Here is a 15,703-nt window from a genome sequence, read left to right on the forward strand (position 1 = left end):
TCTAAGAATCGAGGCTCCGGAGAACCACATATAAATCGATAACTCTCATAATATTACAGTTTTGCCTTACAAAGTCACTATTTATTCACCGCAAAAAAGTTGAACAAAGAGGCGGGCTCAATACGTGAAGCCGCAGCGATGAATTAAACGAATAGTTAGGCTATACCTAACCATGCTATGATTTCTTTAAAATAAGTACCCAAAGCGGCACCAAGAATAAGAGTTAAAACCCAAAATAGAAAAGAAATCACCTGCCGAATTCTTTTACCTTTTTCTGCTTGTTCAGTAAGTTCTTTACGAAGAGCGTTTTCCATTTCTATTCGAAAGGCTTCAAATGCTTCTTTATTGGTATCTGCTAGAGTTTGATACCTGTCAGCTAATTTTTTCTTTTCTTCAACCTTTTCCATTAATTCTGAAAGCCGCCTATCCTGTACTTCCAGATCTTCTTGCATATCCCGAATTATTGTTCCAGCAGCTTCGATGTGAATTCTAGCTGACTCAACTCGTATTGCAGCATCTTGTTCATCTTGAGGTTTTGGGAAAAACTCCTTTAGATATTTTCCAGTTGCCCCCGATGTTATTCGCTTTATTTGGTCTTCAGTGTACAGCTTTCCAGTGATATTTCGGAGTAATGTGCCTAGAATCTCAGCATAAATTTTAATTATCAATTCCATTTAAGGGAATCCTTGATTCACATAAGACATAAGTGATGCGGAATATAACATCCGCTCAATCAAAATGTTTTTAAAAATTAATGCTTGTTTTTGATATCAGTATCCATAATGACCATTGAGTTTTTCTCGTTAACCAATCGATAGAGGTAAAAGGCTCAACGTTCTACCGCACTGCTGAGTCATTCGAGTTGTGCAGACAAATCTTGATCTTTCTTGCTTGGCCGCGCAAAACCAATAAGAGCTATTATCAACTTTTCTTTGACGGATTAAATTGAAGAGTGAGAGAGTTCTCTCTGCAAAAATCTAAGATTGCTTTTTCATACCGTTTTTCTTCGCGTTTGTAGCGGATCCAAAACTCAAGCACGTTTCCTACAATTTTGCCTCTGATATCATTCACTCCGTCGTCTATATTAAATGTATCACTACCGGGTATTTCATGAATTTCACTTGCCTTAAATTTTGTTCTCGCTAACGAGGTCAATAGATAACGGGGCTCGGCTCTTCCACAAATGATTTCAACATCAAGCTTCATTAAGTTCCCTTCGATATTTTTATAATCTACTCTAAAAGAGAAATGTACTCATTGATTTATGAGGCTGGTAACTTAGAGGGAAAATATCTTATAACTTATATAAACATTGTTAGATGCATGTAAAAAGTCAAATTTTTATATTGTTTACCATGCATGATTGCTCTTTAGGTTTATTGGCTTTGAGTGCGCAACCTTTTTAGATATGACATCTTCTCCTATAGATAGAGGTGATCTAATTATTAATCATCTTTAGAAGATCGCTGTTTTTTGTTCTTAGGTTTGAAACCATACTTTCTAATTCGCGAACTCTCAGTTTTAACGCCTCGTTTCTTTCGGCTAAATTTTTCTGATTTTCCAGTAGTTGACTGTCTATAATTTGCCTGAAGAATTCTTGATACTTTTCGTTTTCAAGCTTTTTTACCGTGTTGCTTAGTCTCTTTATTTCAGCTTCAAGTTCCGATTTAGATTTGTGCTTCCCGGAGGAACGCTTTAGCATTTTATTGTTGTAAATAGTTCTCAATCTAGCGTTGGCATGTTCTATCTCTTCCATAAGCCTTTCTGGGACTTTTCTTCCCTTCCTGAAGTTACTTTCACTCACGCCAGCTCGCGATGCTATATCTGAACGCACAAGCTCTCTTTGAGTTACAGAGAGTTCACTTGAAGCCTCTTGAATTTTAACCTCTAGTTCACCCTCAATCTCTTTGAAGGCACGATATAAGGTTATCATGGTCGTTGATGCGCCTAACAACCACTCAGGTAACGTTTCACTCTTTTTTTTCTTTTTTGTCTAGGAGCTTACTCATGATTCCTCCATTTGCTCAAGAACTTTGTATCCTTGATTTACAACGGAGGAGCTTACTTCATGCTGCTTGGTTTTAAGGGGAAAGTTCGCAAGAAATGACTCGTGACTGATCACGATCCGCTCAATGTTTGACTTGTGGCTCTGTGTACTGCGACATGAATTTGCACATCGAGAACACAAGTCAAATTTACCGTTTTCTACAATCGGAATGCCAGTTTTTTTATCTTTGCATTCAGCAAGATGTTCACGACCTTCAAGAACAAGGCAGAACCCATACTCGTGAGGTACAAGATGAACGAGATTATCTACCTGCTTATCAATATAATTTGATAGTTGCGACTCTGTGACAATATTTAAGCGTTTTACCTCATTTCTGATGTAGAGCGCCATCGGCCCTGTGAAGTCATGGCACTCTTCACCGATCATTCGTCGGATAAGCTCTTTCAAGTAATCGTTCGTTGCCGCATTGATGATATCTTGCTCAGCTTTTTTATCGGTGTAGTTGTGGGTAAAAGAACTACCGTAGTGGTGCGCAAAGTGTTGTCTTATTGCCTCAAGTACGTTTCCATCGAAACGACGAAGGGTAAAATCGACAAAGGCATGTCTAAAACCATGTGGAGAGACTGACTCAGGCATATCTTTGTCATCATGTGTTAAGACCTCTGATTTTACTTTTTGATAAAATAAATTCACTCTGTCGGCCAAATACTCTCTAGAACATGCACTAGGAGTAAAAACAACGTTCTCATCTCTGGCTTTATAAACTTCGCGGCTGATATACGAACCAAACAATACTGTTCGCCCGTGCAGATCAGTGGAGAGTTTGTCTATATAGCTTAAGTCAACAAGGAGGTTAGCAGATTCAGCCACTAAACCTGACATAGCTCTTAGTTTTTTTAAACCATTCTGAGTTTTTGTAATTGGAGCTGTAAAAAACCATGTACCATCCGGCTCGATAGTATAGTCTGAAGATGACATTCCGCGAATTTCGTGAATACGCGCTCCCGTGAGGCAAAGGAATATAATCAAGCAAGCATCATATACTTCTCTAACGGCCAAGGTTAGATCTATAAGATTATAAATATCTGATAGTTCGGATTCAGCAGAGTTCGTCGTTGCTACTTGATTGCCTTTTTTGTCTGAAGTGAATTGTAAGAATAAGTTATTAATCTCATCCAACCATGCTGCATAGCTACTCCTAAAAGCACCTGATGGCTTCTTACCCAGTAATTCTAATAAGGGGAATTCGTTAAGATATTTAGTCGGGAAGAATAAAGTCTGGGAGTAAGCGCCACGTTGCGCTACAAAATAAGCTCTTAGGGCGCACGTTCTTGGGCTACGAATAACATCGATTGCTTTTGCCAATAATAGTATGGAGAGCTCAACTGGAATGTGCGCGAACGTACCATCCTTAATAAAATCAGACCAAAAATCCGCCATCCCTCTTTTCTCGAACTCAGCCTCTGCTACCTCATCCAGAAAATCTGAAGAGATGGACTCCAGAAAACCATCTGAAAGCTTTCCTTGACGATATAATCTTCCAGAGTCTGTAATCGGCCGGAGGTTTTTTATCATAGTAGCTCTTTTGATATACGGTAGTCTCGATGCTACTGGTGAACGGTTTTCAGTCTCAACTTCGTTAAAAATTAACGATATCGCCAAATCTTTTAGATCTTCTTGGGACCATGTAGACATTGGCTCATCACCTTTCTTTTGTGTTGCCCAAACGATAATAAGATTTAATCGACGAATATCGTTTTTAAAGGTTGATATTTTTGTATTGATTGCCCCTGACTCATCTACATAACCGCCATGCTTTTCCAGCAAAAATTCTCTCGCCCATACCGCCCATTTTTTTGAGACATTCGAAAAACTTATATCGATTTCTTTGACCCCGCCGAAATCCACATCGACAACATGCCAAACCTCATCAGTCAGCTTGTTTTTAATGCTTGCTGGAGATTCTATCGAAACACCAATTACCGAACTCTGCTTCATCTCAAATGTCCTTATATTAGCGAAGGGTAGGTTATGTCGTATTCTTTAAACATATCTTGAGATTCTTGTTTAACTTTCGAAGGGAATTGATAAAATATTTCATTCATATAAGCCAGTTGCAGCGTTGCCTCATTTGCCTTTAATTCAGAATCATTTCTCAATCTCGGTAGCTCCCCCTTAATGTGATTAATGTAGCCCCAGAGGAGCATGCCAGTTGTTGAGTTTGCAATAACATATGTATTATTAGAGATTGTCACGCCACCCCAAACTTCGACTACACTAGCGTCAATTTCAGACAACATATCTTCAACTTTTGTCATTTGATCGCTGAAACCAAGTAATACTCTTAACTCTTTTAAACTAACTACTTTTGACCGTTCTAACTGAGCTTTAATCCGAGACGCATCTTCCTCCATTGATTCACCTACCTGCTGACCAAACTTTTTCAGTGAAGCTAACTTTTCTTTACTATTACTTCTGAGGTTATATGTATTTTTCTTCATTGATTGACTGTGCCCAGTCAATTCAGCAGCGACTCTTTCATCTTCAATCGCATTCGTTGATGAGTGTTTATTTTCTGATTTAAGGCTCAGTTCAAAGCTATCATCCATCCTTTTCCGTGACATTGAGACTACATCGCAGTTAAGTGCCATAGTTCTCTTGTTTACTGAAGAAGATTTTTTTATCTTACTTTTTGCTAATTTTTGCTTAATATTTGCACTGGCGATTCTTTCCAGAAGCCACAAAATTGGCTCGACCTCGCCCCCGGTCTCTTCCATCAAGTAATAACGTATGTAAGAATTTTTTTTGCAGATAACAGTAAGCAAATCGAGTGACGGCAGATGGGAACCAATGGCCCCCCCGAAAACATTTTCAGTGCTGTAAAACAGGGTTTTGCCGCGATGTTTCTCAGGCAACCAGTCCTGCATTTCCCTCGCGCAGTTTACATAACGTTCGTAAGCCTGATGAATAAGCGTGTTGGTTTTATACAATCCTGTTGTAGAAGCTCTTTTTCTCCTGTTTTTTTTGTATTGAGATTGAATGCCTGTATCTTTCAGCGAAAAATCATCGAGCCTATGTTTGCTTAGGGCGCTTCTTTGAATACTCTCTGATGACAATAAACACTGCATTAAGAAGCATTCAACGTCAGTAATACCAGCTACAAATCTTGGCGTTAAAAATCCCAAGGTACGAAAGCGAATTAAGCAACGCTTCATGAATCCTTGTTCTTCCCCAAACATTCTTCTGCTTGGAAGTTTGAAGTAAGCCCTCTTTTGAGGAGTTACTACATAGTCAAAAATCCGCTCAAGCTTGTCTTGTTCACCGATGCCCTCCGGAAAGTGGTCCCCAGCTGTACCTTCTAAAAACATCTCTTTTACAAACGGATCATCTGTTTTAGAAATAGCCTGCAAAAGAGCTTCTGCCGCCTTTTTATGAGCCAACCATTCATCGTCATCGTAGGAATTTTTAGGACGTTCGAAATTAAATTTCCTGCTTAGATGTGAATTGATATAACCCTGATTAATTAGCTCTTCGATGGCTACTTTCACATCCTTATTAGAGAAAAAATACTCTTTAATTTTTAAAAATTTTTCAAGTAATAAACAGCAGAGCAGCCTCAGCGATATAACAAGTTGCCTATCAGTGTAAGGACAATCCTTTTCGAACAAAAAAGCCATCGACGTCTTAGCTTGACTTTCAGGTGGAGTTTCATTCGGCATATTGCTTAGGTAATCCATTAAATCACCTTCTCCTGTGAGGGGCGAATCAAACCGTCCAATTTGGTAGTCTTTAAAGGGCTTTCTTAGATGCAACATAATGTTGTATAACGAAGTCCTATTACTTTCTTTTCTGAGGTAACTAAAGTAACGCTTAAATAAATCCTTGGGGAGTGGCGTACCCAATTCATCTATATTTTGCTCAATAAAATTAACAAAGTTACGGATGTCAATGGCCGTGCTATAACGAGTTGAAGGTGATTTTTTAAGAAAATCCGCCTTTTTTAGATAAGTGATATATAGAACGATAATTGATTGGCGGGCTAGTGCTGTTGAAACAGAAATTTCTAAGGTAGTTGGAAGCCCTCGGCCATCACTGCCGTTAACCATCACAGCATTACTAGAGTTATTTATGGGTTGGACATTGACCGGCAATAGATCTTCTAACCCTTTGTCCTTTGGCTCTATCGTCACTGTTTTTTACCCCTAAAACGCTTTTCGTGCATTTTGGTATACTCCAGCGATAGCTCGGAAAGCCGAGACTGCCGCTTGTTCAATAACGCTTCAAAATAAATGTACTTGAATGTTGTTGATATATTGCTATGACCCATAACCTGAGGCAGTTGTATGTATGGGTCTAACTCATTTTCATAGCAATGAGCCACATAATTTGTTGCAAAACATTTTCTTGATTTGTGAAACGTTCTCTTCGTCCATAATGTTCTATCTTCAGCAGAAATATCTTTACGTTCAAGATAAGCATTTCTCGCATCCGTAAAGAGTGTTGTCGCGTAGTTTTCTGTCGCGATTGGCGTACCATTAGGGCGACAAAAAATATTACCTGAACTTTTAGTTAGTATGTTTTGATAGCGCCATAGGTATGTGTGAAAGTTTTCTAGCAGTGCAACAGGACAAGAAACATTGCGCACCTTTTTTCCTTTGCCGAATATTTCTATAAACTGCGGCTTTACTGGCTCTGACTTTGGGAGTGCCTTATTCATAGCAGAAAGCACAAAATTTTTTGGATGCACCACCTCAAAAGAGCGTAAACCTAAGAAATATCCCACTTTCATCATCAACTCATTTCTGTCTGAGACAAATGACGATTTAGCTTTAAGGTGATTTAGGATGACCTTTTCGAATTCACTTTCAGAGTAATACTGCTCATGCATTACGTTGTTAATGGCATCTTGCCAACCTTCAACATCCTCACCTCCATAAGAGAAACTGAATTCACAAGGAGTAGTAATCAAACCATGTTTATAGGCAAAACCATAAAATGCGTTTAGACAGGCAATATGATTATCAATGGAGTTTGATAGCAAGCCTTTCTTTTGGTGAAGCACTCCGTAAATGTAGCCATTCATCTCTCTATCTGTAATGAATTGCCATTCATCCGCAGCGCTTCCCTTCATATCCTCAAGCACACCAAAAAATGATTTAAGGTGTGACGCGTACGTCGCCACTGTTTTGTACGATCTGGATTTCGATAGCTGCAACAAAAAAGCTGATGGCGCTACAAGCGGTGTGGCGTTTTGCTCAATAACAAATGAATCAACCGTTTTATATCCAATGTTAATATCAGGAATCTTTTTAATTGTTATCATGATTAATTTGTATTGCAATTTCTTGACATTCTAAGCCTATAAGGTTTTTTGTCAAGATTACCTGCATAAAAAAGCACCTTAGGTTAAGACATGGATTGTTTTTACGCCGCAGTTGAAATGCGCGACAACCCAGCCTTGCGCGATATTCCCATTGCGATAGGCGGCAGTGCCGACCGTCGAGGGGTTATTTCTACCTGTAACTATCCCGCCCGTAAATTTGGTGTGCGCTCAGCTATGGCTACAGCGTATGCTTTAAAGCTATGCCCAAACTTGACCCTCGTAAAAGGGCGCATGGATGTGTACGCTGCCGAGTCGCAAAAAATACGTAAGATATTTGCTGATTATACCGACCTCATTGAGCCTTTATCATTAGATGAAGCCTACCTAGACGTGACTAATAGTGAATTTTGCGGTGGCAGCGCCACGTTAATTGCCGAAGAAATACGCGAGCGCATTAAAAATGAACTTGGGCTTACAGCTTCAGCAGGTGTTGCGCCTTGTAAGTTTGTGGCTAAAGTGGCGAGCGATGAAAATAAGCCCGATGGAATTTGTGTTATTACTCCTGATAAGCTCGATGAGTTTGTACGCGAAATGCCACTAAAGAAAATACCGGGCGTAGGCAAAGTCACCATGCAAAAGCTTCAGCGTATGGGGCTTAATACCTGCGACGATGTTCGCCAATACCCTTTTGAGCGCATTCAAAAAGAGCTGGGTAAATTTGGCAGTGTGCTGTGGGAACGTGCTCACGGTATTGATGAGCGTGAACTATCGGTATCTCGTGAGCGAAAGTCTATCGGCGTAGAGCGCACGCTAAGCGAAGACATTCACACCTTCGATCAATGCATAGATTTTTTGCCACATTTATTTGAAAAGCTTCAAGAGCGAATGGAAAATCACAAGAAGCGTACGGGTAAGCCGGTACGTATTCGCACGCAGGGCGTTAAGCTTAAGTTTAACGACTTCCAACTAACTACGGTAGAGCACCGCTGTGCCACGCTTGATGAGGCGTATTTTCGCACGTTAATGCAGGAAGCCTTCGAACGAGCAACAGGGCGGGGCATTCGTCTTGTAGGTGTGCACATAGGACTCGCCGCCGATCAATCTACACAACAGCTGGTTTTACCTTTTGAAGGCGACTAATCGCCAGCATTTTTTATAATGTAAGTAGTGCATCAAATGCGCATTATGTATTCTCGAATGTTGTGATTAGACAACTTTTAGATTTTAGTGTTCTAATATGGTTTTTAGAGTGCAAAGGTTACAGCGAGAAACAGGGACGGAAAATGCAGATTAGAAAAATTTCTTTTTGGGGCGATATTACCTTTACTATTATAGCAAGCGTTGTAGTGATTGCTTGTTTCTTCAGCCCTCAATTATTTGTTGAAAATGAGGCTTTGAGGGTAATTGTGTTTGTAGGTGGCGGGCTACTGCCTTTGAAGTATGCTCTGAAATTAGCGAGGCATTCTAAAGGGCTAAAGTAAGTCGCTAACATACGAAGTCTACTTTACACGGTCGACACAAAGTATAATGGGCATACGAAGGTTAATAATAGTCAACTCTGAGGCATCATGAAAAATACAAACCTTAAAACCCCTGGTCGATACAAGCACTACAAAGGCAATTTGTACGATGTCTACGAAATAGCCACCCATTCAGAAGATGAAAGCAAGCTAGTGGTTTACCGCCCATGTTACGGTGAAAAGGCGCTGTGGGTCCGCCCCCTTGATATGTTCGTCGAGTCAGTGGAAAAAGAGGGTGAAACCCTTCCTCGTTTTGCTTATGTGGGTGATATTCCTAATGACGAAAAAATGATCTAATTGTGAAATTAGGTCATAGTGTAAGAGGTCTTTAATAAACAGGCTTCTTACAAGGAAATAATAATGAAAACTGCACCTCGTTTTAGCGCACACATTTTGGCTGCGTTTATTGCTGCGAGCCCTTTGGTTTATTCAACGATTAATCCCGCAAATGCACAAGATAGATTTGCCGATGTCGAAGTTAAAGCGACAGCGATAAAAGGCTCAGTGCACATGCTTACAGGTGCAGGTGGAAATATCGGCGTATCTGCTGGGGAAGACGGTGTTTTGATCATCGACGATCAATTTGCGCCGCTTGCAGAAAAGATAGCGGCCCAGCTTGGTGAGCTCGGGAGTGACAAGCCAAAGTATGTGATAAACACGCACTATCACGGCGATCACACAGGCTCTAATGCGTTTTTCCACAGCCATAAAGGCGCGACCATTCTGGCACACGAAAATGTGCGTGTTCGCCTAGCTAACGATGAAAAGATAAAACCGGAAGCGCTGCCAACTATCACCTATGAAGACGGAATAAAAATTTACTTCAATGGTGAAACCCTTCACGTCATGCACTTAGCAGTAGGCCACACCGACGGCGATAGCGTAGTGTGGTTCGAGCAACCCAACGTTATGCACACTGGCGACTTGTTCTTTAATGGTCGCTTTCCCTATATCGACCAAGGTGCTGGCGGTAATGTGGAAGGCTATATGGACTCAGTAAAACAGCTGCTTGCTAAAATAGACGATGAAACCGTTATTATTCCTGGCCACGGCGACATCAGTAACAAGCAAGAATATAGCGCATTTTTAGCTATGATCTCTGAAACGTTCAGCTACGTTAAGGCACTTAAGCAAGACGGCAAAACCCTCGATGAAGTTAAAGCGATGGGCTTAGACGATAAATGGGCCGACTGGAGCTGGAATTTCATCAATGAAGAGAAGTGGATAACTACACTCTATACTGATGCCTAAATAGTATTGGTTACACTTTAATATCGAGCGAGTGTGCAGGGGAGTTTTCTTTACGACCCTGCAATTTCGTTAAAATGACTCTATCACTGGATTTTTGAGCACTAACTTCAAAGGCAATAGGTTAGGAAGCGCAGGTTTTCGAGCACCAAGTCTAGGGGCTAAAGCTGCCAAACGTTTACTAAGCGGTTTCTCGTATTTTAAGCGCAAAGGGTAGAACTTGGCTCGCTTGTTCAACGTCTTCGCCCTCTATTAGCGATATCAATGATTCAGCTGCCATTTCTGCCATCTTACGGCGCGGGACTGATACGGTTGTTAGGGCAGGGTAAATTGAGCGCGCAAAACTCAAGTCGTTGAATCCGCAGATATCGATATCCTTACCAGGCTTGATACCTCGTCTATTACATTCCATCACCGCGCCAGCAGCAAGCTCGTCACTCACAAAAAATAGCGCATCAGTATCCGGCCATTTATGCAGTGTTTCTGAAAGAAGCTCAGCACCAGCTTGAAATGTGGCGTCGGCTTTAGAGGAAACATATCGCTCGGCGGACAACTCAGCATTGTCCAGTGCGGTTGCCCAGCCCTGCTTTCTCAATATTGCACGCCAATCTAAATACAATGAGCAAAAAGCAATGTTGCGGCGCCCTTTGTCGATAAGATGCTGGGTCATAGACTGGGCTGCTAATTCGTTATTTACCCCGTAGTTAATATCAAAAGGCTCACTAGAAATATCCATAATTTCGGCCACAGGCGTCCCTGTGGCTAGCAGCATTTTTCTCGTTTCTTCAGTGTGGCGAGTGGAAGTAAGAATGAATCCACTCACGTTCTGCTGGATATAAGACTCTACAGTACGCTCCTCGCCAAGCTCGGTATAGGTCGAGTCGCCAATCATCAGTGCATAATTGGCTTTGTCGGCAACGGCCTTCACGCCTAACATCACATCATTAAACACGTTGTTTCCAAAAGACGGAAGCAATAACGCGACGGTTCTATTATTGTCTGAGCATAATGATTGGGCGGCGCGGTTCGGAATATAGTTTAGCTCTCGCGCTGCATTTTTGATCTTAAGGGCGAGTGATTTAGAAATGCCACTAGAATTATTAAGCGCACGAGATACGGTAGTTTTGTGAACGCCCAAATGATTGGCTACGTCTGATATTTTTGTGCGTGACTTTTTTACCTTACTCATTCTTCGATCTTTTTATGTGCTGCTAGGTCCGCTAATCCGCGCGGAAGTGAGTGTTAATGTCGTGATGTTTAATTCGATATCAAAGGGCGTATAAAGTCTTCCGCCTGCTGAGAAACACACTCGAAAGTTTGTGTAACATCAATAATGAATGCGTTGTCTTTAGAAGGCAGCTCTAAGGCTGCAAACTGGCTTTCGAGCATAGCATCACCGTTAAAAAAATGCTCCCGTTGTTTTAATCGCGCACTAAGCACAGACTGTGACGCATGAAGGTAAATAAAGTGGCAGTGAGGCGCGATATCTTTGGTTAGCACGTCACGATAGGCTGAGCGCAGCGCTGAACAGCTTATAACCACGTTCCGGCCGGCGTGAATGTGTTGCTTGGCAATCATGTTTAACGTAATTAACCACTCCCATCTGTCTGCATCCTGCAGTGGTATACCTGAAGACATTTTCTCTACGTTTGCCTCGCTATGGTAACGATCTCCTTCTTCGAAAGGCATGTCAAAACGTTGGGCTAAATGCTGGCTCAAAGTCGATTTTCCAGTCCCTGAAACTCCCGAAACGAAAAATACATGGCAATGGGTCATAAGCTTATCTCTCACATTAAAGTTCAGGAGTACATCAAGAGCGAGTTATTTGGTCTCCATTTTACTCATAAATATTAGTTTGGAAACCGGTTGCGTTCAAGGGGTGATTATAATAGTGTTACCAGATAGCTATCTTGTATTAATAAATATTTAACATTGGCTGGGTTTTTTAACTTAGCTTGTAAAGGTAGCGGGTGATTTCCGTATTATGGCTTCGTCAACATGAAGACAGTGTCACTAACAGGTACCAGAGAGCACGTATGACCGATACTTTTTCCCTTCTTTTTGTCGCCATTTGTAGCATTGTGCTTCTCACATATTTAGTTGTAGTTAGAAAAGTTCATGCTTTTATCGCTATCCTTGTGGCTGCAGCGTTTGTTGGTCTGGGTACGGGAATGGAAGCAGCCGACGTACTGGCTTCCATGCAGTCAGGCATGGGCAACACGCTGGGATTTGTAGCGACCATTGTTGGCCTTGGTGCTATGTTCGGGCAATTCTTAGAAGAATCCGGCGGCATTGATAGGCTTTCGCAAACTATCAACAATAAATTTGGTGATAAGAATAGTCAGTGGGCGGTTGTGTTAACGGGGTTTCTTGTTGCCATACCTGTCTTCTTTGAAGTGGGGCTTATCATATTAATGCCTCTTATTTATTCGTTAGCAAAGAAATCAGGAAAGTCGCTTATTTATTACGGAATCCCGCTCACAGCAGGACTCGCTGTCACTCACGCTTTTATTCCTCCAACACCAGGACCTGTAGCGGTAGCTTCAATTTTAGGGGCGGATATCGGCTTAGTCATTTTGTTTGGCTTTATCGTTGGTATTCCTTGCGCGTGTTTAGCCGGCCCAATTTACGCAACATTTTTAGCGAAACGCCTGCACGTACCTGTCCCAAACCATATCATTGAAGCTTCACATAAAAAGCCAAAGGAACTCCCCAGCTTTGGTTCAGTTGCGGCGCTACTGACATTTCCGCTAGTGGCTATTCTGGTGGGTACGTTGGCAAAGTTTACGCTTTCCGAAGGTGTCTTGAAGGAGGCGTTGCTATTTATTGGGCATCCCTTTATCGCCCTGACCATTGCAACCATTGCTTGTTTTAAAGTGCTAGGGAAGAAGCAAGGCTTATCAAGCGAACAAATTAGAAACATTGCATCAAGAGGGTTAGAACCGGTTGCCCTAGTCATACTGGTGACAGGCGCGGGTGGCATGTTTAAACAAGTGCTCATCGATTCTGGGGCGGGGCAGGCCTTCGCCGATGTTGTCGCATTATCGCCGCTCCCCCCGTTGGCAGCCGGGTTTCTTATCGCGATTTCAGTCAGAATTATTCAAGGCTCGGCAACGGTTGCCATGTTAACAGCTGCTGGTTTAATGGGCCCTGTAGTGCAGGAACTGGCGTTTTCACCATCAGTACTCGCCCTGATGACAATTGCTATAGCGGCAGGCGCTACGGCCATGTCTCACGTGAACGATACGGGGTTTTGGATCGTAAACCGTTATTTTGATATTTCTGTGAAAGACACGTTTGTGTCTTGGACGTGTATGGCAACCCTAATAGGTTTTATTGGGCTTTTTCTCGTACTAATGCTTGGTTTATTTGTCTAATGTCCCAAGCGGCTCAGACCCACCTGAATCGTTTTTGTGGAAACCGGTTTCAAGCTTTTGCAGCTCAAATGGCTTTAAGATTCACCATTTGAGGCATTATTACTAAACGTCTGTATATAAAGCTGCTCTACTTTATCTCGCGCCCATTGGGTTTTTCTAAGATACTTAAGTGACGATTTAATCGAAGGATCGTTATTAAAGCAGTTCACTTTGATGCGGTAATACAATCCATCCCATCCGTAACGCTCGTGAAGTTGCGTGACGATTTTCTCTAGCGTTAAGCCATGTAAGGGATTATTAGGTTGTTGATTCATAAAGTGCCGCTGCTTGTTCTAAATTAAGACCCTAGTCTAGCACGAACCCACTTGCTGCGTATCAATGCGCTAAGCTTTACTTTCAATTGTTTCACTCGTGGGTATTTGTTTTGTGTTCGGTATCAAAGGTTGGCTAGCATCGTTCACTTTCGTTGATGGACTTTGCACTACTTTAGGCTTTCGTGGTGTTTTATAAAGCGGCCAAATAAGCTGTTCTTTCCAGTTGGCGTAAAACATCCCCTCAATACCGTATTGCGCAGGATACTGCCTGGTGATCTTAGCGGTACCAAATAGCACATCCCAAAAGAACAACAGATTTCCATAATTACCTTTATAGTTGGTGACGCCGTCATCGGCTTTTAATCCGTGATGCGCACTATGTGTTGAAGGCGTTGATATTGTGCGTTCAATTACCCAGGCTACAGGATGTAACCACCGAATACTGTACAGTGTTTTGTCCCATTTCCACTCTGCGTGTGCGCCGGTGATAACGGTAAGTTTAACCACCAAGTAAAAGGCATAGGTCCAACCCAATCCTAGGTAGATTAGCGCGCCGGAAAACCATAGCGAAGGCATAAACAGGTAATAGAAAAAGTTATTTCTGTAAATAATGCGAACGCTCATGTACTTAGCGTTATGGTGGGCTCTATGTAAGTTGTAAAGAAATCGGGTGGAATGTGAGAGCCTATGCCACCAATATTGCATCATGTCATCGAAAATAAAAAGTAGCGCTATGTGCAAGAGAATAGGGGAATCTACAAGTATTCCCTGATATTGGGGAAATGCTAGTGCCATCATTGTTGCAGAACAAAATAGAACCAGTGGCTGGGTTACAATAAATAAGAGTAACGTACCTATCAGCTCTACTTTTCCATCATCGCTTACTTCTGTCGCTTTTTTAAATAGCTTACCATTCTTCGCTTCCAGCAAAGCAAACATGATAAAAACCGCTAAAATTGCCCATTGATAACCCATTGTAATGACTCCACCAAGAGATTGTTGAGAGTGAATTTACATTGCGTTAACATTCAAGAATATATACTTGTATAGATTTGAATGTCATGTCTTACATTCACGGCAAGCAGCAAACCATTATGCCTGACGACTACGTCGAGCTTTGTTTGCCTTTTGGAACGCTAAGAACCTATGCGGCTACCTCGACAATTCACGATAGGGGAGGTAAAAACAAAGGGCTGTCTGTTGTAGTATCAGGAGAAGTAAAGATTGGTAATTATGGCCTGGACGGCAGTTATCAAATTACTACTGTATTGCAACGAGGAGATACGTTTGGCGAGTTCACATTGTATGCATCACTTGCAAGAACGCATCACGCTGAAGCGCTAACGGAATGTAAGGTATTACAAATACCTGAACCTGCTTTCCGTTCTCTGACAAGCCAACATCCAGCGATTGCTGAATTCATTACCCGGTCACTGGCAATAAAGCTTCACTCGGCGCTGGAAAGGTTGGATGATATTCGACGCTTACCCACTCACGTCCAGTTAGCTAAGCTAATTTATCAATCGTACCTTACCTCTAAGCACGTCTTTATACCGTTAAGGCAAAGCGATTATGCTGAAAGATTGGGCGTTACCGTACTTACCGCACATAAATCATTAACGAAGCTGTATGATTTAAAGTTGATTGAAAAGCGCTACGGGGGCGTGGCAATTACCCAGGTCGAGCGACTGGAAGGTTTTTTGAAAGAAAGTTCGTCACTATTACCATTGTAAGAGTGGTTAATGTCCTCCACATGCGAGAGCGCCAAAAGACCCTCCCTCAAATTTATTCCACGCCCATGGCAACTCATGCATCAAGTATTACGCTGTCTTTAGCCCGCCTAAAATAATGTGCTGAATGTTGCTTAGCGTGCTCTCGAAGAAAGCGGGATCGCTTAATAATGGGGTCTGAGT

At 41.8% G+C, this 15,703-nt stretch carries 16 protein-coding genes; 6 read left to right on the forward strand and 10 right to left on the reverse strand.

The window, feature by feature from the left end; all coding sequences use genetic code 11:
* Positions 1-155 precede the first annotated feature (155 nt).
* The 6 genes from KUL49_RS18440 to KUL49_RS18465 form a co-directional block, all read right to left on the reverse strand.
* A complete protein-coding gene (locus KUL49_RS18440) occupies positions 156-674 on the reverse strand; it encodes a hypothetical protein (RefSeq protein WP_131138217.1) in 519 nt (172 codons plus the stop codon).
* 247 nt (positions 675-921) lie between these two features.
* A complete protein-coding gene (locus KUL49_RS18445) occupies positions 922-1,206 on the reverse strand; it encodes a hypothetical protein (protein WP_131138218.1) in 285 nt (94 codons plus the stop codon).
* Positions 1,207-1,438: 232 nt separating this feature from the next.
* Positions 1,439-1,933, reverse strand: coding sequence for a hypothetical protein (locus tag KUL49_RS18450; RefSeq protein ID WP_131138219.1), 495 nt, complete (start codon positions 1,931-1,933; stop codon positions 1,439-1,441).
* 72 nt (positions 1,934-2,005) lie between these two features.
* Complete coding sequence (locus KUL49_RS18455; protein ID WP_131138220.1) at positions 2,006-4,006, reverse strand: site-specific integrase; 2,001 nt, start codon at positions 4,004-4,006, stop codon at positions 2,006-2,008.
* Between the two features lie 11 nt (positions 4,007-4,017).
* Positions 4,018-6,198, reverse strand: a complete 2,181-nt coding sequence (locus tag KUL49_RS18460; protein WP_131138221.1) for a hypothetical protein — start codon at positions 6,196-6,198, stop codon at positions 4,018-4,020.
* A complete protein-coding gene (locus KUL49_RS18465; protein ID WP_131138222.1) occupies positions 6,195-7,331 on the reverse strand; it encodes a site-specific integrase in 1,137 nt (378 codons plus the stop codon). Before KUL49_RS18465 ends, KUL49_RS18460 begins: the two co-directional genes overlap by 4 nt.
* Positions 7,332-7,421: 90 nt before the next feature.
* On the opposite strand from KUL49_RS18465, the gene dinB reads away from it, so the two are divergent.
* The 4 genes from dinB to KUL49_RS18485 all read left to right on the forward strand — a co-directional run bounded on the left by dinB (position 7,422) and on the right by KUL49_RS18485 (position 10,102).
* Positions 7,422-8,471 carry a DNA polymerase IV gene (gene dinB, locus KUL49_RS18470; RefSeq protein ID WP_131138223.1) on the forward strand — a complete coding sequence of 350 codons (1,050 nt, stop codon included), beginning with the start codon at positions 7,422-7,424 and terminating at the stop codon, positions 8,469-8,471.
* Between the two features lie 143 nt (positions 8,472-8,614).
* Positions 8,615-8,812 carry a hypothetical protein gene (locus KUL49_RS18475; protein WP_131138224.1) on the forward strand — a complete coding sequence of 66 codons (198 nt, stop codon included), beginning with the start codon at positions 8,615-8,617 and terminating at the stop codon, positions 8,810-8,812.
* An 87-nt stretch (positions 8,813-8,899) separates the two neighbouring features.
* On the forward strand, positions 8,900-9,148 hold the full coding sequence (locus KUL49_RS18480) for a DUF1653 domain-containing protein (protein ID WP_131138225.1): 249 nt from the start codon (positions 8,900-8,902) through the stop codon (positions 9,146-9,148).
* A gap of 63 nt (positions 9,149-9,211) precedes the next feature.
* Positions 9,212-10,102 carry an MBL fold metallo-hydrolase gene (locus KUL49_RS18485; RefSeq protein ID WP_014950788.1) on the forward strand — a complete coding sequence of 297 codons (891 nt, stop codon included), beginning with the start codon at positions 9,212-9,214 and terminating at the stop codon, positions 10,100-10,102.
* Positions 10,103-10,280: 178 nt separating this feature from the next.
* On the opposite strand, the gene KUL49_RS18490 is transcribed toward KUL49_RS18485, so the two are convergent.
* On the reverse strand, positions 10,281-11,288 hold the full coding sequence (locus tag KUL49_RS18490; RefSeq protein WP_131138226.1) for a LacI family DNA-binding transcriptional regulator: 1,008 nt from the start codon (positions 11,286-11,288) through the stop codon (positions 10,281-10,283).
* Positions 11,289-11,356: 68 nt separating this feature from the next.
* Entirely contained in the window at positions 11,357-11,875 is a 519-nt protein-coding gene (locus tag KUL49_RS18495) for a gluconokinase (RefSeq protein ID WP_039216382.1), read from the reverse strand.
* 260 nt (positions 11,876-12,135) lie between these two features.
* On the opposite strand from KUL49_RS18495, the gene KUL49_RS18500 reads away from it, so the two are divergent.
* Positions 12,136-13,476 (forward strand): GntP family permease, encoded by a 1,341-nt coding sequence (locus tag KUL49_RS18500; protein ID WP_131138227.1) that lies wholly within the window; start codon positions 12,136-12,138, stop codon positions 13,474-13,476.
* A 74-nt stretch (positions 13,477-13,550) separates the two neighbouring features.
* Here KUL49_RS18500 and KUL49_RS18505 read toward each other — a convergent pair whose 3' ends face one another.
* Positions 13,551-13,790, reverse strand: coding sequence for a VF530 family DNA-binding protein (locus KUL49_RS18505; RefSeq protein ID WP_131138228.1), 240 nt, complete (start codon positions 13,788-13,790; stop codon positions 13,551-13,553).
* 69 nt (positions 13,791-13,859) lie between these two features.
* Positions 13,860-14,765 carry a sterol desaturase family protein gene (locus tag KUL49_RS18510; protein WP_131138229.1) on the reverse strand — a complete coding sequence of 302 codons (906 nt, stop codon included), beginning with the start codon at positions 14,763-14,765 and terminating at the stop codon, positions 13,860-13,862.
* A gap of 86 nt (positions 14,766-14,851) precedes the next feature.
* On the opposite strand from KUL49_RS18510, the gene KUL49_RS18515 reads away from it, so the two are divergent.
* Positions 14,852-15,523 (forward strand): Crp/Fnr family transcriptional regulator, encoded by a 672-nt coding sequence (locus KUL49_RS18515; protein WP_131138230.1) that lies wholly within the window; start codon positions 14,852-14,854, stop codon positions 15,521-15,523.
* Positions 15,524-15,703: the final 180 nt, after the last annotated feature.

It is taken from the genome of Alteromonas sp. KUL17 (assembly GCF_006538305.1).
Classification (GTDB): domain Bacteria; phylum Pseudomonadota; class Gammaproteobacteria; order Enterobacterales; family Alteromonadaceae; genus Alteromonas; species Alteromonas macleodii.